This window comes from Chelativorans alearensis, assembly GCF_010993735.1.
GTDB classification, from domain to species: domain Bacteria; phylum Pseudomonadota; class Alphaproteobacteria; order Rhizobiales; family Rhizobiaceae; genus Chelativorans; species Chelativorans alearense.
The window spans coordinates 212269-234181 of record NZ_WQNI01000007.1 but is presented as its reverse complement, the minus strand read 5'-3'; the positions used below and the strand labels follow the sequence as shown (position 1 = coordinate 234181).

General features: G+C 58.9%; 15 protein-coding genes. 5 read left to right on the top strand and 10 right to left on the bottom strand.

What is annotated here, in order from left to right; all coding sequences use genetic code 11:
* The first annotated feature begins 214 nt into the window (after positions 1-214).
* The 3 genes from GPJ75_RS12835 to GPJ75_RS12825 all read left to right on the top strand — a co-directional run bounded on the left by GPJ75_RS12835 (position 215) and on the right by GPJ75_RS12825 (position 8147).
* A complete protein-coding gene (locus GPJ75_RS12835; protein ID WP_163268679.1) occupies positions 215-793 on the top strand; it encodes a poly-gamma-glutamate hydrolase family protein in 579 nt (192 codons plus the stop codon).
* 470 nt (positions 794-1263) lie between these two features.
* Entirely contained in the window at positions 1264-4194 is a 2931-nt protein-coding gene (locus GPJ75_RS12830) for a DEAD/DEAH box helicase (RefSeq protein ID WP_163268677.1), read from the top strand.
* 155 nt (positions 4195-4349) lie between these two features.
* Positions 4350-8147 carry an AAA family ATPase gene (locus GPJ75_RS12825; RefSeq protein ID WP_163268675.1) on the top strand — a complete coding sequence of 1266 codons (3798 nt, stop codon included), beginning with the start codon at positions 4350-4352 and terminating at the stop codon, positions 8145-8147.
* Positions 8148-8771: 624 nt separating this feature from the next.
* Here GPJ75_RS12825 and GPJ75_RS12820 read toward each other — a convergent pair.
* The 7 genes from GPJ75_RS12820 to GPJ75_RS12790 all read right to left on the bottom strand — a co-directional run bounded on the left by GPJ75_RS12820 (position 8772) and on the right by GPJ75_RS12790 (position 17168).
* A complete protein-coding gene (locus tag GPJ75_RS12820) occupies positions 8772-9860 on the bottom strand; it encodes an autotransporter domain-containing protein (RefSeq protein WP_163268673.1) in 1089 nt (362 codons plus the stop codon).
* A 229-nt stretch (positions 9861-10089) separates the two neighbouring features.
* Complete coding sequence (locus tag GPJ75_RS12815; RefSeq protein WP_163268671.1) at positions 10090-11271, bottom strand: NAD(P)/FAD-dependent oxidoreductase; 1182 nt, start codon at positions 11269-11271, stop codon at positions 10090-10092.
* A gap of 5 nt (positions 11272-11276) precedes the next feature.
* Positions 11277-11597, bottom strand: a complete 321-nt coding sequence (locus tag GPJ75_RS12810; protein WP_163268669.1) for a 2Fe-2S iron-sulfur cluster-binding protein — start codon at positions 11595-11597, stop codon at positions 11277-11279.
* Positions 11598-11617: 20 nt separating this feature from the next.
* Entirely contained in the window at positions 11618-12811 is a 1194-nt protein-coding gene (locus GPJ75_RS12805; RefSeq protein WP_163268667.1) for a cytochrome P450, read from the bottom strand.
* 61 nt (positions 12812-12872) lie between these two features.
* Positions 12873-14198 (bottom strand): ABC transporter substrate-binding protein, encoded by a 1326-nt coding sequence (locus GPJ75_RS12800; protein ID WP_163268665.1) that lies wholly within the window; start codon positions 14196-14198, stop codon positions 12873-12875.
* A gap of 232 nt (positions 14199-14430) precedes the next feature.
* Entirely contained in the window at positions 14431-16710 is a 2280-nt protein-coding gene (locus tag GPJ75_RS12795) for a xanthine dehydrogenase family protein molybdopterin-binding subunit (protein WP_246249035.1), read from the bottom strand.
* Positions 16707-17168, bottom strand: a complete 462-nt coding sequence (locus tag GPJ75_RS12790) for a (2Fe-2S)-binding protein (protein ID WP_163268663.1) — start codon at positions 17166-17168, stop codon at positions 16707-16709. Before GPJ75_RS12790 ends, GPJ75_RS12795 begins: the two co-directional genes overlap by 4 nt.
* Before the next feature lie 149 nt (positions 17169-17317).
* On the opposite strand from GPJ75_RS12790, the gene GPJ75_RS12785 reads away from it, so the two are divergent.
* A complete protein-coding gene (locus GPJ75_RS12785; RefSeq protein WP_163268661.1) occupies positions 17318-17941 on the top strand; it encodes a hypothetical protein in 624 nt (207 codons plus the stop codon).
* Positions 17942-18009: 68 nt separating this feature from the next.
* A complete protein-coding gene (locus GPJ75_RS12780; protein ID WP_343036194.1) occupies positions 18010-18696 on the top strand; it encodes a TetR/AcrR family transcriptional regulator in 687 nt (228 codons plus the stop codon).
* 298 nt (positions 18697-18994) lie between these two features.
* Here GPJ75_RS12780 and GPJ75_RS12775 read toward each other — a convergent pair whose 3' ends face one another.
* The 3 genes from GPJ75_RS12775 to GPJ75_RS12765 form a co-directional block, all read right to left on the bottom strand.
* Positions 18995-19921, bottom strand: coding sequence for an amidohydrolase family protein (locus tag GPJ75_RS12775; RefSeq protein WP_205602524.1), 927 nt, complete (start codon positions 19919-19921; stop codon positions 18995-18997).
* Positions 19922-19986: 65 nt separating this feature from the next.
* Positions 19987-20214, bottom strand: coding sequence for a hypothetical protein (locus GPJ75_RS12770; protein WP_163268657.1), 228 nt, complete (start codon positions 20212-20214; stop codon positions 19987-19989).
* Positions 20215-20251: 37 nt separating this feature from the next.
* Positions 20252-21832 (bottom strand): phytoene desaturase family protein, encoded by a 1581-nt coding sequence (locus tag GPJ75_RS12765; RefSeq protein ID WP_163268655.1) that lies wholly within the window; start codon positions 21830-21832, stop codon positions 20252-20254.
* Between the last annotated feature and the right edge of the window lie 81 nt (positions 21833-21913).

Here is a 21913-nt window from a genome sequence, read left to right as displayed (position 1 = left end):
TCTGCTTCGAACTCTATCAGCTAGGTCTAGGCGCCCCAATCCCTCAGAGAGCCTCAGTTCCGTTCCGGGCCGTAGGCCTGCGGCGGTACGCTCGAGCGAATGCTCGCGCCCGCACAGCCTATCCAGAAGGCACTATCAGAACGCTGACAAAGCCAACTCGGTGTTTTGATGATATGATCTTCCTCAAGCAAAGTAAGCTGCTTCTGGAGGGGCAATGGCGCACAAGGACAAATACGCGAGCTACGATGAACTCAGCCAGCACGAAGTCGAGAACACCGACTACTCCGTGACGACACGGCCGGTCGCGGGCAGCTTGGTCGCAATAGTGGCACCGCATGGAGGAGGAATTGAATTCTTCACGGCTCAGCTTGCTGAGTCCATTGCGGGCAATGATCACAACTATTACGCGTTCAAAGGACTCAAAAAGACGGGGAATCGCGACCTTCATATCACGTCGCATCGTTTCAACGAGCCGCGTGCACTGAGTCTGATCGGGCCTTGTGAGAAGGTGCTCACCGTTCATGGCCTCAAGGGTGATGGACAATTTCTCCAAATCGGAGGACGCGACGCCGAACTGCGAGAGCGCATCCATGATGTACTCTGCGCTGCGAGCTTTGATAGCAAGATAGTGACGGGAGGCGACTACGGCGGCACGGAGCCGCAGAACATCTGTAATCGCGGAAGCACCCTTAGGGGTGTCCAGCTGGAGATCAGCGCTGGTCTTCGACAAGTTTTGAGAGGCGACGGCGCCGTCTACGCCAGATTTGTTAACGCACTTCGCTCCGTGTTGTAGGGGCCGATTAGTCGATCTAGTCACTCGTCTCCAGTGACTCTATTGCTGCCATAGCCTAATCGGTGCCCATTTGGCCAGTTATCGCTTCTTCCACTGTGGTGGTGCAAATTTATCGCTGCAGTGTGAGAGGGGTCGCTTCTGGCGCGACTATGGCCTCCGCACGTTTCTCCGCGATGTCCACTTTCGGGGCGGAGGCAACATTTGCCGCTATGGCTTATAAACGGCGCAAGGCTGCTCGGCAGCCCGGGGGCTGTGAACCAACTGACTGCTTTCAGGTGTCTGGACCGCGATAGTAAACGTATCGCCGGGCAGATGCCGCTGAAATTGTCGATCAAGCCCTTGGATGGCCAGCTCAAGCCTGCGGAAAACCTTGCAGTTCACTGAGATGGTCTCGACAGCATAGACGATGTATCCGCAAGTCAACACTTGCGAATTAAATTGGAATCTTGTCCAATCAAAGGGGGGACTAGATGCCATATTTTACCGACAATGATCTTGCACTCAATCTGGTCGGCGCACCTAATACAGGCTTTCGCCCAGGTCAGTTGGGCGCATTGCACTCCGTGCTTGCGCATTTCTCGGTGTATGATGAGCCAGCGATCCTTTCCTTGCCGACAGGTTATGGGAAGACAGCGCTCCTGATGGCTCTGCCTTTTTTGTTGCGGGCTCGGCGGATGTTGGTCGTGGAGCCATCCGACGCTTTGCGGCGGCAGACTACTAGCCATTTCAAGGAACTCTCCGTCCTTCGTCGCCTCGGCGTCATCACCGCCGCTACCCCTAATCCCGCAGTGCTCGGTCAAAAGGGCGCCCCCGCCGATGCCTCGGCATGGACAAAAGTCGCGGAACAAGACGTTGTCATCTCGACACCGCAGAGTTTCTCTCCGGTTGTCGCGCCGGAAGCCGCACAAAACCTCTTCGACGTGATCATCTTCGATGAGGCGCATCACGCCCCTGCGGAGACGTGGGCAGCCTTCCTAGCACATTATCCCGGAGCGAGGTTTGTCTTCTTGACCGCTACACCCTTCCGCCGGGATCGACAGGTAATCCCAGGAAGGATGGCCTATTGGTATCCGGTCACAAAAGCCGTGAAGGAATCCGCCTTCGGGCGCGTCACGTTCACGCCGGCACCAGTGCGGAATGCCAATGATGATGACGAAATCGACCGTTCGGTTGCACGAACGGCAGTCGCGCAGCTGCGCGCTGATCAAGCGAATGGCTTTGATCATCGCATCTTCGTCCGTGCCGCGACGATAGCGTCAGCGCGGCAGTTGGTGGGTCTCTACGAAGAGGCTGGCGCACGTGTAAGGGCTATCGACAGTCACGCATCGAAGCGCACCCAGGATAAGGCTGAGACCGAGCTGCTCGCGGGCGAGATCGATGGTGTTGTCTGCGTCGACATGTTCGGTGAGGGCTATGACTTCCCCAAATTGAAGATCGCGGCGCTGCACGCCCCGCACCGCTCACTTGTCCCTACTTTGCAGTTCATCGGCCGCTTCGCACGTACGAACGATGCCGCGACTGGCGATGCAACCCTCGTTGCACCGCTCTCACGACTGAAAGAAGCTTCGATAAAGCTGTTCAAGGAAGGCGTCGACATCGCGGAGATGATCGACGAGGTTGCGCGCGCGCAGATCGCGGAAGCGGAAGCTGACCGTGAGGTGCTGGATTTCCTCAAGATTAGCAAGCAGGCCGACTCCGACTACGATTCCGTGACTCCTCTCCTGCTGGAGCTCTATGCGCACGCGCAAATCTTCGAGTGCCAAGCTCAGCCGGATTTCTCACTATTTGGAGCCGTTATTGGTCGCAACCTGAGGGTGGCCAAGCAGTGGACATCGGAAGATGGCCTGGTGACGCTGCTTCTGACCGTAGACACATCTCCACCCAACTGGGCGACGTCCGATGTTCTGCTGAACGTGCGCCATGACGCATTCCTGCTGGCGTACAATCAGGCATCGCGCTTGTGCTATATTGGCTCGACCCGTCGTACGGCTCGCATCTACCTAGATCTCATACAGACGTCGCTGCCCGATCAGCATCGACCGATTAGTTACGAGCGTACGCGCCGTGCCTTGAGTGGGTTGAACAGCCTTAGGTTCTACAACGTCGGCCTAAGGAACACGGCCGTGAATTCTCAGGCCGAGTCTTACCGTGTGATGACAGGTCCGGCGGCGGAGCGTGCAATTACAACTGGCGATGCCCGCGCCTATTCGCAGGGCCACTTTTTCGGAAGCGGCGTGGGCGGTGATGAGGTGCGTGAGACGATAGGTGCCAGCAGCAGCTCGCGCATCTGGTCTAACCAACGCCTCACCGTCGCCGAATACATCGAGTGGATCACCGTGCTGAACGGAAGGCTTGGCGGCGGCGGCGGAATCTCAGCATCGCAACTCGACATCATCCAGCATGCGCGCACCTTGCGCCAGATCCCGGAACATATCATTGCCACCGGCTGGCACAAGCAAGCTTATCGCCTAGCGCCGCGCGTCCGGTGGCGGGCCGGAGCTGGCGCACCTTGGACCTATGGGATCGTCACCGATCTCGAGCTCACCAATTTCCAGGTCAACGCAGCGCGTTCGGCCATGACCTTCGATGTCGTCTCCGATACCTTCAGCGAAAGCTTTTGCTTCAACCTTGGTGGCGGAGCTTTGTTCACTAAGGTCGGGGCAAGCGATGTCGAGATCGTCACAGGTTATGACGAGTGGACGGACCTTGCGTCATGGCTATCCCACCATCCTCCGGTCTTTTACGCGGCTGACAAGTCGTCATTCATAGGTGTCAATCTTATTGCCGCAGCAGCTAATGTCGTCACGCAGCTTCGCGATGGCGATGCCGAGGCTCTCGCCTGGGACAACTGCAAGATCGACCTAGAGTTCGGGCCGGACCAGCCTGATGGAAGGCTGAGCGTCCATCAGTGGCTGGAGAGGCATCTGTGTGCATTGGCCGACCTCGTTGCGCTCGTTTACGACCACCGCAGCGGAGAGGCAGCCGACTATATTGCGTTTGTGCAAAATCCGGACGGCTCCCTTGTGGTCAGGCTCTACCACTGCAAAGGCGCGGGCGGCGCACCTTCAGGTGGGCGCGTAGGCGATGTCTATGAAGTGTCGGGGCAAATGCTGAAATCGATCGCTTTTTGCGATGCTGCTGTGCTTGTTCAGCACATTGAACATCGCGTCAATCCAGGTCGTCACCGTAATCCGTCGCGAATTGTGAGAGGGGATTTCGACGCCATGAAACAGGCGCTCGAAAATACCCCGCCAACCGGACTGACGTTTGAAATCTTTGGTGTGCAGCCAGGCATATCAAGGGGAGCCGTGAATGCACACCTCGCCGACCTGATGGTTTATGGGTTGGACTACGCACAGCGTGGCGGGGCGGCCAAGGCTCAATGGCTGACTAGTGCTTAGGGCGCTAGTGCCTGTTCGCCGAGACGGGCCGGCGCTAGATCGGCATTGTCTCTCATTAGGTGGGATGGACACGCTGACCAATGAAACCCAGGACTCTCCAAACACCTGGAGGGAAGTCGGGGCTTAGGTTAGCTAGAATAAGAGTTCGTTGGAGAATGAAAAACATCAACAAATCATCCCCCTGCATTCCGATACGCCACCTGTCAATCCGCGTTCCCTGGCATGACAATGGATGGGACGGCACCGTCTGCCGCGCGCCGCGCGAGAATGCGAGCTGTCTTGCGCTGAACCGCATCGGCGCAAGCAAGGATGGCGATCTGGAAGAAACCTATGCGGGCGAGTTTCTTGACGATATTCCGGTCAAGGACGTTCCGCCCTGTTTTGCCGAGCGCGTGAACTTCCTGTCGAAACGCCCGCAGCGCCGGATTGCTCACCATGCCTATTCGAGCACGAGTGAGCACCATAGCCACATCGCCGACACCGCTTTCATCCATCCCGCCTACTCGGCGGCGGCAACGCCGTTCGGCTGGCTGTTAAAAGAGCGCGCCTGGGGTAAGGACTGGAGCAAAGGCAAGCTCGATAACTATTCCCTGGTCGAGCGCTATGGGATCGAATCCGCGCCCGAGCACGAACCTGATGAACCGGGATGGCTTGCCGGTCGGCCTTGGATTCAGGGCGAGAAAAATCAGGCGGCATTACTTGATGCCTTCTTCGGCGCACTCAAGCCCAAGCAAAGCCTGATCTTTGCCTATGCCAAGCGCACTCCGCTAGTCGACGATGACAAGTGGATGCTGATCGGCGTTGGCCGGATCACCTCAGTCGGAGAGTTGCAGGAATGGGACTACGATCCACCCAAACATGACGGGCTACGCTCATATCTGTGGGAGCGCTCGGTCGGTCATTCCATCCGGCCTAACGGCAAGGATGGCGTGCTGCTGCCCTATCACGATCTACTTGAGCGCTGCGACAACAACCCAACGCTCGATTCGTCGCCTTATATGGCATTCATTCCCGATGCATATCGCGAGGAGTTCCTGTTTGCGAGCGAGCATGTCTCGCCGGGAACGGCAATCGCTGCCCTGCTGAGCGTCAAGACGGCGCTGGCAAACTACGAAGAGCATTTCGGGGGCGACTGGAGCCAGCAACAAAAATGGATCGACCAACAACTCGGCGAGCTCTGGACCATGCGCGGCCCCTTTCCGGGAATGGGGGCGGTTCTGTGCGCCATGGGCGTCGAGCACGGTTATCAACTCGCCTATCATTGCTGGGAGAAAGCAGGCGAAAACGGCGACCCGTGGCCGGTCCTTGCGGCTCTGGTCAAAGACCCAAAAGAGCTGCCGGGTGATCTGAAAGACCAAGTCGAGGGGTTCTCAGATACATGGGCCTATCTTGCCGGCAAGCGCGGCAGTGACCGGCTGGCCTTCGGCAAGCTACTCGCCCGTTTTGATATCACGTTGCCGCAGGCGATGCGCTGGTGGGACGAGTCATCCCGCAGCAATGCAGGAATCGACCTGTCCGGCGCCGAACTGAGCGATGCAGCCATCTTGGATAACCCTTACCTGCTCTATGAATGCGATCGCGACCAGCCGGAATCGATCGCGTTCGAAACGATCGATCAAGGCGCGTTTCCGGAGAAGGCGATCGCCTCGAAACATCCTTTGCCAGCACCATCCAAAATCACCGGTCCTGTCGATGGCAGACGCCTCCGTGCAGCAACTGCAGCTGTGCTGGAAGATGCCGCGATCAACGGTCACACCTTAATGTCGCGGGCGGATATTATTGCAATATTGCGCGATAAGCCCCTGAGCCCGCCGCTCCCGGCGTCTGATGATCAGTTTGAAATCCATGCCGACAAGCTCGGACCGATTATCACCGAATGTCAGTTGGAGAACGGCAAAGCCGCCTACCAGCTCGACCGGTTGGTCATATCCCGTAAGCTGATCGGGATCACGGTCAGAAAGCGCGTCAATCAGGGAAAGCGCCACACTGTAGAGATCAACTGGCTGGACAAGCTGGACGAAACATTTCCAGACGACAAGAAGGCGTCGAAGGGGTCAAGCGAATATCTTCGCCGCAAGGAAAAGGCTGCCGCTCTCGAAGAGCTCGCGGCCTCGCGCTTTTCTGTGCTGATCGGCCCTGCGGGCACGGGTAAGACGACCCTTCTGAAATTTCTTTGTGAAGCCGAGCCGATAGCAAATCGCGGCATTCTTCTGCTTGCCCCGACCGGCAAGGCACGGGTGCGTCTGCAGCTTTCGACGGGACTGGAGGCAAAGACCTTGGCGCAGTTCCTGCGCCCACAGCGCTATCACGAAGCGACCCAAAGCTATCATGTCATCGGCGATACGGAGCGCTACTCTGCCTGCAAGACCGTGATCGTCGATGAAGCCTCGATGCTGACCGAAGAGCAGCTTGCCGCGCTGCTTGACGGCCTTGGCGGCATTGAGCGGATCATCCTGGTCGGCGACCCGAGCCAGCTTCCGCCCATCGGAGCGGGACGGCCATTTATCGATATCGTCAAACTCCTGCAGCCGGAAAACTTCGCGTTCAAAGAGCCGCGCATCGGCAAAGGTTATGCCGAACTGACTATCGGCAGCCGCCAGAAGGGCAAAGAGAGGCGCGATCTGGAATTTGCCGAACTGTTCAGCGGTCGCCCTGCGGGACCGGCGCAAGACGAGATCATTGCCGGTGTCACTGACGGTGAAATCGGCCCGCACCTAAGAATCTGTTCCTGGTCTTCCCCTGCAGCGCTGGCGACGATGCTGCCCTTGGTGATCGGCGAGGAGCTCGGCATCGATCCGAAAAACCTTGAGCAGTCATTTGCTGCGCAGGCTCTCGGCGGTAATTTGAGCGACGCATCGGTCTACTTCAACTTCTGGAGCTCGGGACCGGCGGCGGACCGATGGCAAATCCTCTCGCCCATCAAGGGCGAGGCAGCGGGCACGATCACGCTCAATCGCCTAATCCAGCAAGGCTTTCGTGGCGAGACAAAACGCAAGGCGGCGCTTGCAGATCGGAGGTTCGCCAAGGTGCCGACACCGATGGGCGGCGACGGGATAATCTATGGCGACAAGGTGATCAATCTCGGCAACCATCGCAGGCGGTGGGTCTTCCCCGAAGAGTTCGACGATGGCACCGAGCCGCTGCTCTATGTGGCGAATGGCGAGATCGGCATTGTCACCGGTCCCTTTAAGAAAAAGGGCAAGAATACAAAGCTCAACAATCTGAAGGTCACGCTCTCATCGCAGCCGGGCTATGAATACACCTACTGGCAAAGCGATCTTGGCGAGGACAAAAACCTGCTCGAACTCGCCTATGCGCTGACAGTTCACAAGGCCCAGGGCAGCGAGTTTGACACCGTGTTCGTGGTGCTACCGAACCCCTGCCGGATTCTCTCGCGCGAGCTGCTTTATACAGCGCTGACCCGCCAGAATGAACGACTTGTTCTGTTCTGCCAGGGCGAACCGCACAAGCTCCTTGAGTACCGGCATCTTTCGGACGCAGCGCGTCGTCTGACAAACCTGTTCGAAGCTCCGGAGCCGGTGCAGATAGGCCAGCATGTCTATGACGGCAAGCATATTCATATGTCACGACGCAAGGAGCTGATGATTTCCAAATCGGAGGTCATTATCGCCAACGAACTAAGCGCCTCCGGGATCGAATATGCTTACGAGTTGCCGTTCATCGGTAAAGACGGCAGCCGCCGCTACCCTGACTTTACGATCGAGGACCCGGATACCGGTGTCACCTGGCTGTGGGAACATCTCGGTATGCTCGGCAACCCCGAATACGACGAGAAATGGGGCTACAAACAGGAATGGTATCGAAAGAACGGGGTGAAGCCCCCCGAGGAAGGCGGCGGTGAAGTCGCAACGCTTATCACCACGACTGAGAAAATCGGCATCGATCACAACCAGGTCGCCAGCCTGATCAAGATGATCAAGGACGGCACCTGAGTGATATTCATCATTGTTGATGCGGCCCGATCTCACAATGCTCTGGCAGTTCAGCGGAGAACACCATTCAAGATGAAAGGCCGTTTCGATTGGTCACTGTGAACGACGCGCTACGTATGCGTCGCTCCGCATTCCGCCCTCTGTGGGACGTTGAGTATAAGGCGAAGATCGGCTCTTCGCCCATCCTGCCCGGAAACCGTCACAACCGATGCTCGTGCGACGTTGCGCGCACGCGGGAAACCAGCCCGTCAGCTTCTAGGATGCCCGGCCTCGACACCAACGACCGGCATGGGCGCAAAGCGGAAAGGCTGCTATGAGCTACTATGTAATCGCTGCGTTCTGCAGAGCGTAGTGCTCTGGTGAACTAGATCGCAGTTTTCGGCTACTGTGGGATAGTGCAGCGTAGGATTTGGTTGCGGGGGTAGGATTTAATCATTACTTGCGACTGACGAAGACATCCTATGAGATTCTGGAAAATCTTCTTGCCGGAAACCGTAGCGCATTATTTCGTACCGCAGCGTAGAAGCAGAGCTCACATTAACATCTGCGATTGCGGATGCGACCAGCCTTCCGCTGTTGCCTGACGATATCAGCTTAATTGAGAGTCCTAGACAAACCTAGGATTTAGAAATTCAAGCTGATTGACGTGACCAGAGACTGGCTGGAACGATTTCCGTTCAGGCTCTGGTGTCGGCCGTAAACGAAGTCCACGCGGGTGCCATTTTGCCACATTTTCGACAGGCCGAGTTCGACAAAGCCAAAGGTGGGCTCGTCAACATAGGCGTTCAGGCTGTTGACCCATTCCTGTTCAAGCCCGAGCGTGACGTTGGGTGCCCAGTGTCCCGGAGGGACTTCCTTCTGGAATTGCATCTTCACCCAGGCGGTGCCGTATTCCTCGGTGGAACCATTCACACCCGCCATGGTAGTATTCAGATTGTCGGTGACCGTCTCGATAGAGGTATATTGATATTGCCCGCCGATGATCGGGTGCAGCACCCATCCTTCGGGTATCCAGCCCAGATCATTATTCCGAAATTGTCCTACGAAATCCACTTGAGTGTAGAATATGTCGTTGCCCTGATCCCGCGTCAGCATACCGGGGGGGAACGGAATCGGAGCCCTCAACTTGGACTCCCCCAGCGAGTATCGAGCACGCCCGGCAACCCCCCAATGATCGCTGAACACGTAGGCGCCGTCCAGTCGCACACCATAACCCGTGCGCTTGACGTTGCCCAGCCCGGCGATGTCCAAGTCGGCCCCCTCGACAAAGGCGCCGATGGCGTACATCGAATTCACAGTGGGGAAGCGCTGATAGGTCACGAGAAACTCGCCGACACCTCCGTCAACCTCGACCAGGTTCGAGGCTGCATCCTTAGTCGCGCCCCTGAGCTGGAAGCGCAGATAGGATTCACCTCCGGGGAGCGCCTTGACCACATTCAGACCCGGAATGAACATGCTGTTCGCATCCTCATAGCCGCTGGTCGGGCCAGGAAGAGCCGCGGTGGTGTAGGTTGCGCGGGCATCAGCGCTCCGGGCCTGCACCGTGCCGTACTGGTCGTTGGAATAAATGTTCCATAACAGACCGGCCCGGTCGAGATTTATCTGCGCCTGCACTCCCAAGGGCAAACTCGGCGGCCCACCGTCGATATCAGCCGCAAGGGCCGACTGACAAACCATGGCGAAAAGCCCGGCAACAAGATGTATTCTTTTCACTTCAATCCCCTCCCCATAGTTGCTTCGTCGGCACCGGCTCGCGACCAGCATGGGTCGCCAAAGCTATTGCGATCACCTTCATCTGCACTCCTCCCAGATGTTGCAGATAAGGGCATGCCGTCACGACGGCACCAGCGTCTTATGAAATCCACTCTCCACGAGATACGATTCCATGTCAATATTGATGATTCATCATTTTCTGCCACAAAAGAGGGCCGATCCTGATTTGTCAGGCCGCAGCCGCCCCCATTTCCATGGCAAGCAGCTTTCTCGCAGCAATGTGGGTCCGTGCGTCGTTGAGGGAATCGACAGCAACGAGACGCTTGTCCCGCAAATATTCAATGGAATAGCTTGGAGCACCCTGGTCGCCGACAATGCGCGCTTCGTCATATGATCTGAGCAAACCGGCAATTTGCAGTTTGGTATCGAATTGATCGGTCCAAAACCACGGCACGGCTGCATATGGCGTTGGCTGGCCAGCGAGGCAGGCAGCCAGATGTTTCGCCTGATCGACCGCATTCTGCACCGATTCCAACCGCACGTGGCGCCCGTCCCGCAGCGGAAAGCTGCAGCAGTCGCCGATTGCATAGATATTGGGATCACTGGTGCGCAGCCTCGCGTCCACCCGAACCCCGTTGTCGGTATCGGTGCCGGCGTCAGCGGCGAGATCATCATTGGGGACCACGCCAATACCGACTACGATGAGGTCAGCGGAAATCGGGCTTCCGTCCTCGAGCCGGATCGCGAGCACCCGGCCGTCACCCCCCTTCACCACCTCCTTTAACCGCGCCGAAAGGCGGACATCGACGCCATGACGCTGGTGAAGCGACAGGAACCAGTCCGACATCATCGGCGAGACCGCCCGCGAAAGCAGGCGCGGCGCCGATTCAACGACGGTGACGTCCCGGTCTAGCCCGCGCATCACCGAAGCAAATTCCAGTCCAATGAAACCGCCGCCGATCACGGCGACGCTGCTGCAGTCCGGCAGCAGTGTCATCGCCTTCTGAACGTCATCAATACCGCGGAGATAGAGAACATTGGGCAGTGACGGATGAAGATCAGGCAGGATACGCGGCCGAGTTCCGGTTGCCAGAATCAGGTCTCCGTAACGCACTTCCTCATTTGCGAGGCGGACTGTTTTGCGCTCCCGGTCGATGGCTTCCACCCGGGATTCCACGCGGAGGTGAATATCATTCTGCTGAAACCACTCCTTCTGCCTGAAATAGAGACTTTCCAGCGGCGTATCGCCCTTGAGGAAGCTCTTGGACAATGGCGGGCGGCGATAGGGCGGATGAACCTCGTCACCAAACAGTGTAATGGGGCGATTCACGCCTTTGTGGCGCAGGGATATTGCCAACTGAACGGCTGCCTGCCCTGCCCCGACGACAACAATACCCGTTCGGTCCGGCATGGCGCCTACATCTCTTCGGGCACGCGGACGACAATCCCGTCCAAAGCCGCATTCATGCGGATTTGGCAGGACAGGCGTGAGTTACCGAGACGCTCCGCAGCCGCCTCTTCAAGCATCGCATCCTCGTCGTCACACATCGATGGCAAAGCCCCCACCGGCCCGCCCTCGATATAGACATGGCAGGTGGCGCACATTGCGGATCCCCCGCATTCGCCCAGAATGGCTCCGATACCGTTACGGATGGCGCCTTCCATCAGGCTCTGTCCATTCGATAGTTCGACCTCGCAGTCTCTGCCATCAGGCAGTCGGTAGGTTACCCGGGGCATAGCTTCTCCCTGGTTGTCGTTCAGTGCACCGTGACGCGGCAGGTCTTAAGACCATGCAGCACGTTGTTGATCGCCGGTTTGGCTTCATGCAGCTCAAAGCGTTCGACCCGCGGGATGAGTTCTGTCAGCAATGCGCGCATCTCCAACCTTGCGAGGTTTTTGCCGACGCAATTGTGTTCACCATGGCCGAAGCCGAGATGCTCGTTGCTGTCTTCTCGCATGATGTCGAATTCCGTAGGATTTCCCCACTTGCGCTCATCCCGGTTGGCGGAGCCGTAAGAGACGATCACACGAGAACCCTTCGGCAGGATCACACCCCCTATTTCGACGTCTCTGGCGACATGGCGCGAGAAGTTCTGGATCGGGCTTTCAATGCGCACTGCCTCGTTGATAGCGGCCGGGATCATGGCCGGGTTTTCGCGCAGCTTCCTCCACTGCTCGGGATTGTTCGCGAACAGCCAGATGAGCCAGGTCGTCGCGAAGATGGTCGTATCAAGGGAAGGTCCCATATAGTCGTTCATCATGAAGGGAGCGTCCTCGAGACTGACTTCGCCGCGATGCGCTGCCTCCCAGATCATCTGCGCCCAGCCGTCCGGTTTCAGCTTGCCCGGAACGCATTGGGAAAATGCATACTCGACCATCTCCCCAACAACCGGGAAAGCCGCATTGGTTCGGGCGTTGATGGGGCCGAAGCAATCGAAGTTGGCAGGCGCCCAGACCAGCATCCGTTCGCGACCTTCTTCGGGAAGGCCGACCAGATCGGACACGATCGTGATCGGCAGATGGTGCGCCAGCTCCGTCGCCGCATCGAACTTTTTTTGTCGACATAGCCGTTCGATCAACCCCTTTGCTTCCGAAGCAACGCGCTCACGCAGCTGGCTAAGAGCACGTGGCAGGACGGGCCGCTCGATCACCTTGCGGAGGGAGTCGTGCCTCGGCGGATCCGAGCACAAGAGTCCGCCGCTCAGCTTCTCGTTCATGATGTCGTTCATCGTGACGCCGCCGGCCGACGAGAAGCTTTCCCAGTCCTCGAGCGCCCGTCGCGTTTCGACGTAACGGGGAAGCATGTACAACCCGTACGCCTCCAGCCAGATGACCGGCCCAGCGTCCCTGAACTCCTGATAAAGCGGATACGGATCTAAAAGGTATTCCTCATCGAACAGGCGGGCCTTTGAACAGACCGCGCCTTTGGCTGGTTCCACATTTGAGTTCATTCATGTCTCCGCGCCACACAGATAGGTCGTCGTGGGCGACAACCCGATGGCTCGCCTTTGTTCATCTGTTCAGCAACGTAAGCGTGCCGGTGATCGGAATTTCCAAAGCGCGCACATTATTGACGACTTGCAGATCGAACGGGAAATCCTGCCCCTTTTTCCACTGCCCGCCGACGAGGGGCGTCGTGCAGACATTCTTCACCGGATTCCGGTGGTCGCCGAAGTTCCAAGACACCGGCCCGACCAAGGATTCGTAGTTGGTTTCGATAATTGCTTGACGCACCGCTTCCCTATCCGCGGGATCGCCACTGCGTTTCAAACAATCGACCGCAACCTCCAGCACCGCATGCTTGAAACCCAGTGGCTGCGTCCATTGCCTGCCGGTTTCAGCGGTATACTGCTTGGCAAAACCCGCCGCCGACTGTCCGGTGAGACCGGACTTGAACGGATGGGACGGCGACCACCAAACCTCGGTGGTGATATCGAGCCCGCCCTCGCCCAGCGCTTCGACCGCAGCGGGAAACAGCATAGCCTTGGCAACGGTCGCGAACTGCAGATTCTGTCTGAGCCTCTGTTGCGCCGCCTGCGCCCAGAAAGCCGCGAAATCTGGGGGCGTCACCGCACCCGTCAATATCTGGCAATCGGCGCTTTTGAAGCGTGAAATGAAGGATGTCAGATCCTCCGCTCCTGGAGACATCAGCCCCGGGATCGTGATCTTGTAGCCCTTGTTCCGAATGGGTTTGGGGAAGCCGAGATTCTCGTCGGCGAGAGTATTGCCTTCGACATCATTGGCGAACAGCGCGCCGACCGATTTGTTGGTATCGGCGGTCGACCACATGTCTGTAAACACCTGCAGGAGATCCTGCAGGCCCCAGAAAAAATGATAGGTCCAGTCAAATCCCCGATCCGGCTTGCCGCCGCGCGCGAAGTAATAGGCGTCCCACGGCGTATCCGTCGTCACGCACGGAATTTCATTGATTTCGCACTGATCCGCCGCCGGATTGACCGTGTCCGCGGTGGAGGAGGCGACCATGATGTTCACCTCGTCTCTTAGAATCAGTTCCGATGCCACCTCTGCGACCCGGTTCGGATTGGACTGGGAATCCCGGGCCAGGATTTCGACCGAATAGGTCGTGCCTCCGATCTCCAATCCGCCGGCAATCGCCTTGCGAACGCCTTGGAGGACGAAATCGTCGGCGGCGCCGAATGCCGCCAGTGGGCCAGTTTGCGGGCTGATGAATCCTATCTTGACGGTGTTTTCAGCAGCGCGAATCGCTGGCGCCGGAAACACCGAGAGTGCCGCCGCGCCGGCACCCGCCCCCGCGAACTCCAGAAAGCTACGCCGGGTCGGCCCTTTCGCAAGCCGGCTGGATCGCTCGGTCTTCATCGCTCCCTCCCTCCACGGGCACATCGGCCATGCCGACCAGATTCCTCAAACTGCGGCTCGAGATCACAAAAGATATGATTTATAATCAAACATGATGTTTAATCAGTTTATGGCATGTGTCAATCGATATTCTCGCTCTAAAGGCCGATCTCCACATCGAGCATCGGATTTGGGCAGTCAGTGAGTTACAAGCCCGACGGGCCATCAGGGCCACACCGGACAAATGTCCGGATCACGCGAAAGCCAGATCCTTCGAAATCGGCAGCGCGCGAATCCGCTCACCTTTGAGCGCCGAGACGGCGTTTGCGAGCGCGGCAATGGCGCACGGCGTGCCGGATTCGCCGACGCCGCCCATCTTGTGGTGGTTCTCGAGGATCGCGACCTCGAAGTCCGGGCACTGGTTGATGCGCATGGCATCGAAGTCGTGGAAGTTGGACTGCTCCACCTGACCGCCCGAGAGTGTGATCTCCTGCCCCATAGCGGCGGACAGTCCGTAGACCGCGCCCGATGTCAGTTGTGCCTCAATAATGCCCGGATCGATTGCGGTGCCGACATCGGCGGCGATCCAGACCTTCTCGATGCGGATGCCAGCCGGCGTGTCCTTCACCTGAACGACCTCACCGACCCACGAGCCGAAGCACAACGAGAAGGCGAAGCCCTTGGCGGTGCCTTGGGGCAGCTTCTCACCCCATCTCGCCATCTCCGCTACCTTGTCGACGACCGCAAGCGCCGCGGGAAAGTCCTTCATCAGCCGGCGGCGCAGCTCAATCGGGTCGAATCCACCCTGCTGCGCGATCTCGTCAAGAAAGCATTCGTGGAAGAAGCAGTTGAAGGAGGCGCCAACGGACCGCCAGAAGCCCACCGGCACACCGAGATCCGTCTCGATGCCCGAGACGCGATAGTTCGGGATCGCGTAGGGCTGATCGCGCAGCGCCTGTGTGACCGTGACGTCAGCACCGAGGGGCGATATGGATGGAAAGGTGCGACGCATCATGTTGGCGAAGATCGAAGGCACCGCAACCCGGATGTCGAGCGCCGTTGGCAGGCCGTCCTCGCCAAGACGTGCGCGCAACCGGCCTCTGGCTGCGGGACGGAAAGTGTCGTGGCGGACATCCTCCTCGCGGGTCCAGATTGCCTTGACCGGCCTGCCTTCGACGGCCTTGGCCATGATCGCGGCATAGATCGTCGCATCCACCTCTCGCCTGCCAAAGCTGCCACCCATGGAGGTCGTGTGGGTGGTAACATCCTTCATCTCGACCCCGATGGCAGCCCCCGACAGATATTCCACGAGCGTCGGCAACTGGGCCGGTGCCCAGATCTCCAGCCTGCCGTCCTTGAAGAGAGCGGTCGCGCATTGCGGCTCCATGCATGTATGCGCAAGAAAGGGAACCGAATAATCCGCCTCGATCACGCGATCCTGCGGCGCGTCGGCGAAAGCCGCATTCACATTGCCGTCGTCGCGCATCGCCGTCGCGGCTCCGCTGGCGATTGCATCGCTGAGCACCTTGTCGACTGCTGCCGTATCTGCCGGATAGTCCGGCGTGCCCCAATCGGCCTCGATAAGCTCGGCCGCACGGAACGCCGCCCAGGTATTCTCTGCGATAACTCCGAAGCCATGGCCATAGGTCGTCTCAAGCGGAACGATCTTCACCACGCCCTTGACCGCCTCGGCTTTCGAAAGGTCGGCAGAACGCGGCTTCTGCCAATAGACGGGGTTCATCTTAACCGTGCCGAACAGCATGTCTGGCAATAGCACGTCTACCCCGAAGATGGGCGCTCCGGTGACCTTGGCCAACATGTCGACACGCTTCTGCGGCTTGCCGAGAAGCTTCCAGTCGGCCCTGTCCTTCAGCCGCAGCGTGGAGGGCGGCTTGACCTTGGCGGCATCGAGCGCGACTTCGCCATAGGTAAGAGAGCGGCCGGAAGCGTCGTGAACGACAGTCGCGTTCTTCGTCCTCAGTTCGGAAGCGCTTACGCCAAGTCGTTTCGCCGCGGCTTCGACGAGCATATGACGTGCGGCCGCGCCGGCCTGGCGCATGCGGTCGAACCCGTCACGGGTCGATGTTGACCCGCCGGTGGCCTGGATGCCGAGCACCGTGGCCACCGTCCCGAACGCACCACGTGCAAGGGAGGCGAGAACCCCGTCATCCCACCAGGGGAACGGGGCCGATTCCTCCATCATTATTTCGTTGTAGTATGCCGACGACGCCGGTCCGTGCTCGACCGTCAGCAACTCCAGAGGGACGTCCAATTCCTCGGCGACGAAGGCGGCCAGGGTGGTCGAGATGCCTTGCCCCATTTCGGCGCGTGGCGCGATTACGGTTATCGTGTTGTCGGAACCGATCTTGACGTAGGGATTGAAGGTGGCCTCGTCTTCCGCAAGGCCCTCCTCCAGCGGGTTGGCATAGGGCCTGGTGACGTACCAATAGCCGACGGCAACGCCGCCCGCGACCGTCGCTGCACCTATCAGGAAGACGCGTCGGGTAATCTTGCGAAGGCGTGACATGGTCATTTACCCGCCAACTTGAGCGCCGCCGCCTTCTTGATCGCGGCGCGAATGCGCGGATAGGTGCCACAGCGGCACATATTGCCGCCCATGGCGTCGTCGATCTCCTCATTAGTAGGGTCGGCGATTTCTTCCAGGAGCGCGTGGGCGCTCATGATCTGGCCGGACTGACAATAGCCGCATTGCGGCACCTGCTCGTCAAGCCACGCTTGCTGGACCGGCGAGAGTACGCCCCCCTTCACCAAGCCCTCGATCGTGGTGACCGCTCCCTCGACCAGGCCGACCGGCAGCGAACAGGAGCGCACCGGGGTCCCACCGACCAGCACGGTGCAGGCGCCGCAAGCCGCGATGCCGCAGCCGAATTTCGGGCCGAGGATGCCAACAATGTCACGCAAAGCCCAGAGCAGCGGCATGTCCGGGTCCGCATCGATCTCGATTGCTTGGCCGTTGATCGTAAGGTTCATGTGGCTCCCCTCCCTTCAGTCTGAGGTGGCTTTGTGACCCTCGCCGCTGAGGTTGATGCCGGCGAATCTGCCGTAATCGAGCGCGTCGCTGTGACGCGACAAGCCTACCCCTCCCTGGTGATCTCCCAGGGAATCGCCTGAATAACATCGTGACAACTCTTCTCTGGCAGATGTTTCATACATACGTTTGGTCGTCAAGACTCCTGATCAAATGGCGGGCGGACTTTCGACACCTCGCCAAGTCCGATCGGCCGCCCGAGAATGCCGATCTGACATCCAAGGAGCGCTACCTGGATGCGGCGCCGCCTATGCAGGAGGCGCACAATCGACGAATGCGATCAGGATCGGGCGGAATCACCGACCAGGGAGACGCGCCTGGTTGTCTTGCCAATGCGAGGCAACGTCATAACCTCGCCTGCTTGAACGCCGCCGCGATCCTGGCCGCGGCGCGGATCGCGGATGGGGCACTGCGGCGGCATATGTTGCCGCGCTCGGCTTCGTCGATCTCCTCGTCAACAGGGTCGGCGATCTTTCTCAGAAGCGCGTGGACGGACATGATCCGGCAGAGCCGCTCGGCCGTTGATCATAAGGCGCATATGGCACCCTCACGTCAGTCTGAGGCGGCTTCGCACGCCGCCATGCAAACGGGGATGGAGATTTCTCGAACCGGCTCGAATCGCTTGTCTATCGTCTCGTTCCTCCAAGAGCCGTTCTGGACAGCTTTATCCGGCAGAACTTCGACAACAATCGGGCTGATGTTCCTTCATAAATGATGAAGAATCGTTTCTGGATTTCGTGCCAATCGTGATTAGGTTGTGGGGCGATCAGGAAGGAATCTGTTTTGAACCAAACGACAACGAAAGCCGCAAAGGGGCGCGTCCAGAGGCGGCGTGCCTTGACACGCACGAAGCTTCTGAGGGCGGCTTGTCAACTCATGTCGACCAAGGGCATCGACGAAACCACAATCGACGAGATCACGAACACGGCCGATGTCGGGTTCGGAACATTCTACAACTACTTTTCATCGAAGGATGAGATCGCCACCCGCGTGCTCGATTGCGTGATACATACGCTTGGCCGGCGCAACGACCTCGCCAACCGCTCGGCCGGTGTGACCGACCCCGTCTTCATTATCGCCAACTCGGTTCGCCTCGTCGCCCGGGAAATGATGACAAACCCGATGTGGCGGTGGTGGCTGAAGCGAACTGACCTCATGGTTCAACGAATGCGCGCTGGCTTCAAGGCCTTCGGAATCCGCGACATGAAGGTGGCGATCGAAGCCGGCGCCTACGAAATTACCGACGGCGACCTCGAGACGGCGTGGAGTTTCGTGATCTGGCTGTTGGCGGGAAGTATAACCGACATTGTTGAGGGATACCGTCCGGCAAGCACGGAACGACTGATGGCAGAAGCCGTCATGAGGGTCATGGGTGTCAATCAGGACCTGGCAAGGAGGGTCTCGGCAGCTCCGCTTCCTCCATATCCGGAAATGGAAATCGACTTCGACTTCGAACTCATTGAAACATAAAGCGCCTGGCCCATGCCCAGCCGTTCCAGATGGCTGCGCATCCGGTAGTGCTTGCGTAGGGGGTCTCGGCAGCATCGAGATCGAAGACAGCGCCGTTGCCAAGCTGTCGTTGTCCGGTTCGTCAGTGACGTCCGGTCTGCGCGGCTATTGGGGGCAGACGGCAGACGATCATCTGGCCCAGTTCAGACGCGAGGCGGCGATACTGGTGCGCCGGGAACTCTCGACGGCGCTGGGCCATTCGCAACAGATGACAGATGCCATTGTCGGATGCTGAACTGATCAAGCAGGCAAGGCTTCGTCACAGCTTCAACAGTGACTTGGCGTTTTCGCTGCAGACCTTTGCACGCTCTTCATCCGTCAAGGGTGCTGCGTCGATCCATTCGCCCGCTACCGCGGGGCGCTCGAAGGGATAATCCACCGAAAACATCACGCGGTCCGCGCCCAGGGCATCGATCGCGCATCGCAATGATGCGTCGGAACAGACACCGGCCGTGGTGCACCAGAAGTTACGCTTGAAATATTCGGATGGCTTCAATTTGAGTGCCGCCGGCCCTGAATTGGAGATCGGCCAGCGGCTGTCGAAGCGCCAGAGCTGAAACGGCAGCGCCTCGCCCATATGGCCAAGTATCAGCTTGGCGTTGGGATAGCGGTCGAAGACGCCTGCAAAGAGGATGCGCAGCGCGTGATTGCCGGTTTCCACAGTCCAGGACCAAAGCGGCCCCCATAGCTCCGGGTGATTGCGATACATATAGGGGACATCCGGCGGATTGTACGGATGGATATAGATGGGCACATCGAGATCGCTGGCCCGTTCCCACAAAACCGAGAACCGGTCATCATCGAGATAGGCCCCATTGGTCTGACCATTGATCATGGCGCCACGAAGACCAAGCTCACGGACCGCGCGCTCCAGTTCGTCGGCAGCCGCGCCGGGCTCCTGAAGAGCCAAATGAGCAAAGCCATCGTAGCGCGACGGAGACTCGGCAAGACGCTCCGCAAGGAAATCGTTCGCCCTTCTCGCCAGGCGTACCGCCTTTGCGGTATCGAATTCGGCTTGGACGCCAGGGCCAGAAAGCGACAGTACCGCCCTTTCGATGCCGATCGCGTCCATCGCCGCGAGCCGACGTTCGCCGAAATCCTGCAGTACATCCACAGCCTTGTCGTACAGTCCGGGGTCGATATTTGCTGCTACCTTTTGGAAGTATTCGATGAACTCGGGCATCATGAAATGCTCCTCGAGTGCAATCTTCCGAGTTATCGCCGACATCATGCTTCCTCCGGGTGGAGTTTCTACGGTGCGCTGGTGCGCTTGCGGGAACTGCGGAAGAGGAACGTCACGATGAACCAGACGAGCTTCGGAGACAATAACCTCAAGCCATTGCGGGCTTCTTCAGGTGACAGCTTTGCGGTCATCGGCATGGTGCCGAAGATCTTGCCCTTGATGACCAGCAAGTTTCCATCCGTTTCGATGGAGCTGACATTCATCAGCTCCTTTTTGGTGGAGTCGAAAATCTTCATCGCATGCACTCGTCCGGACGCGGTTGATTCTCGGGCATCATCGACCGGCGACCTTTTCGAAGTCGATGCCCATGTCGCCGAACATCTTGATGGCGGTTGCGCGGCCGCCGCCGAACACGCCGCCACCCGGATGCAAGAACGGTCCGGCGAGGTAGAGCCCGTCGATTCCCGGCACCGTGTATTGCCCCAAATCCGCATTCGGCCTGTGGCTGCCGGTCTGGTAGTGGAACGGCGCACAGCCGCCAATGTCGCCCTTCACGAACGAGTTGGGCGACGAACGCTCCACATCGAGCGGTGAAGCGCTCGAGCGCATGATGATATTGTCGTCGGTCAGATTGGAGACGAACTTGCGATAGAACTGGAGGTGCCTGTCAGCCTCCACCTCCTTGATCTCATCCCAATATGCCGCACCCTTTCCCCCGACATCGTATGGCGTCATGACGGTCGAATAGAACGTGCCGGCGCCCTCCGGCGCGCGCGAGGGATCGGAATGGGTCTGGTCAACGCCGGTCAGGAGGGGGCGGGCAGGCAAACGCCCGCGACGCAACTCGGCGAAATCGTCGAGGAAGTCGGACAGCCGATCGGACGTCAGCATCTCCACGAACGGGCACTTGCCGATCTCGTCACCGGCGTGGAACGTCGCCCGTTTCTTCAGGTCGTACCAGCTGCAGAACAGGCTGAAGCTCGACGGCGTCACCATCATCGCTCGCCGCAGAACCGGTTCGGCAATCCCGTCGACAAACCTGCCGAGCATATGCGGATGCATGGAGCCTATGACTGCGTCGCGCGCATCAATCTCTTCGCCATCGCTGAGCACGACGCCTGACGCCTTGCCCCCCGAGACCTTGATCTTGGCGATCTCGGCGTTGCAGCGGACCTCTCCGCCATTGGCCTCGATGCATTTCACCAGCGCCTCGGCAAGCTTGCCCGAGCCGCCGATCGGCACGCCGACGCCGTAAGTGTGCATGACGCCGGGCATGAGAAAGACCGCCATGCCGGTGCCGAGATCGTCGGGAAGCTGGAGATGTTCGGCGGTGAGCTTGAGCAGGTGCAGTTTGACGCGGTCATCCTCGAACAGGCCGTTGACGACATCGAGCGAGGACCGGCCCATCATGCTGATGACTTCGCGGCCTTCTTCCGAGGAATCGAGCGTCGCCATGAACGGGCCGAACGGCAACGGTGGCGCATACAGGCCGGAGACGAACATGGGCAGCATGCCGATCGACTGCATGGCGAACCGGCGATAGGCCTCCGCGTCCCGCTGGTTGAATTTGGCGATCTGAGCGCAGGTCTTGTCGACGTCCTTGTAGGTGATGAGCGCCTCTTGGCCCGGGAAGATCGAGACGTGGGGCGTGTCCGAGACGGAATATTTCAGCCCGTATTTCGACAGCAGCCCCAGTTCATCCTCGGTCAGCAGGGGATTAGCCTGGATCATGACATGGGCGGTCGAGTGGATATCGTGCTTGTATCCCGGCGTATTGATTTCGCGGGTGACCACGCCGCCGCCCGGCCAACCCTGGCGCTCAAGCACCAGAACCTTCTTGCCGGCCTTGGCCAGGTAGGCGGCTGCAACGAGCCCATTATGCCCTGCACCCATCACGACGACGTCATGCTTCATGACAGACTCTCCCTTTGATTTGCGTTGTGTGCCCTTCAGTCTCATCGGGCCGGGCCCTGCAGGCGCATTGTCAATGGCTCC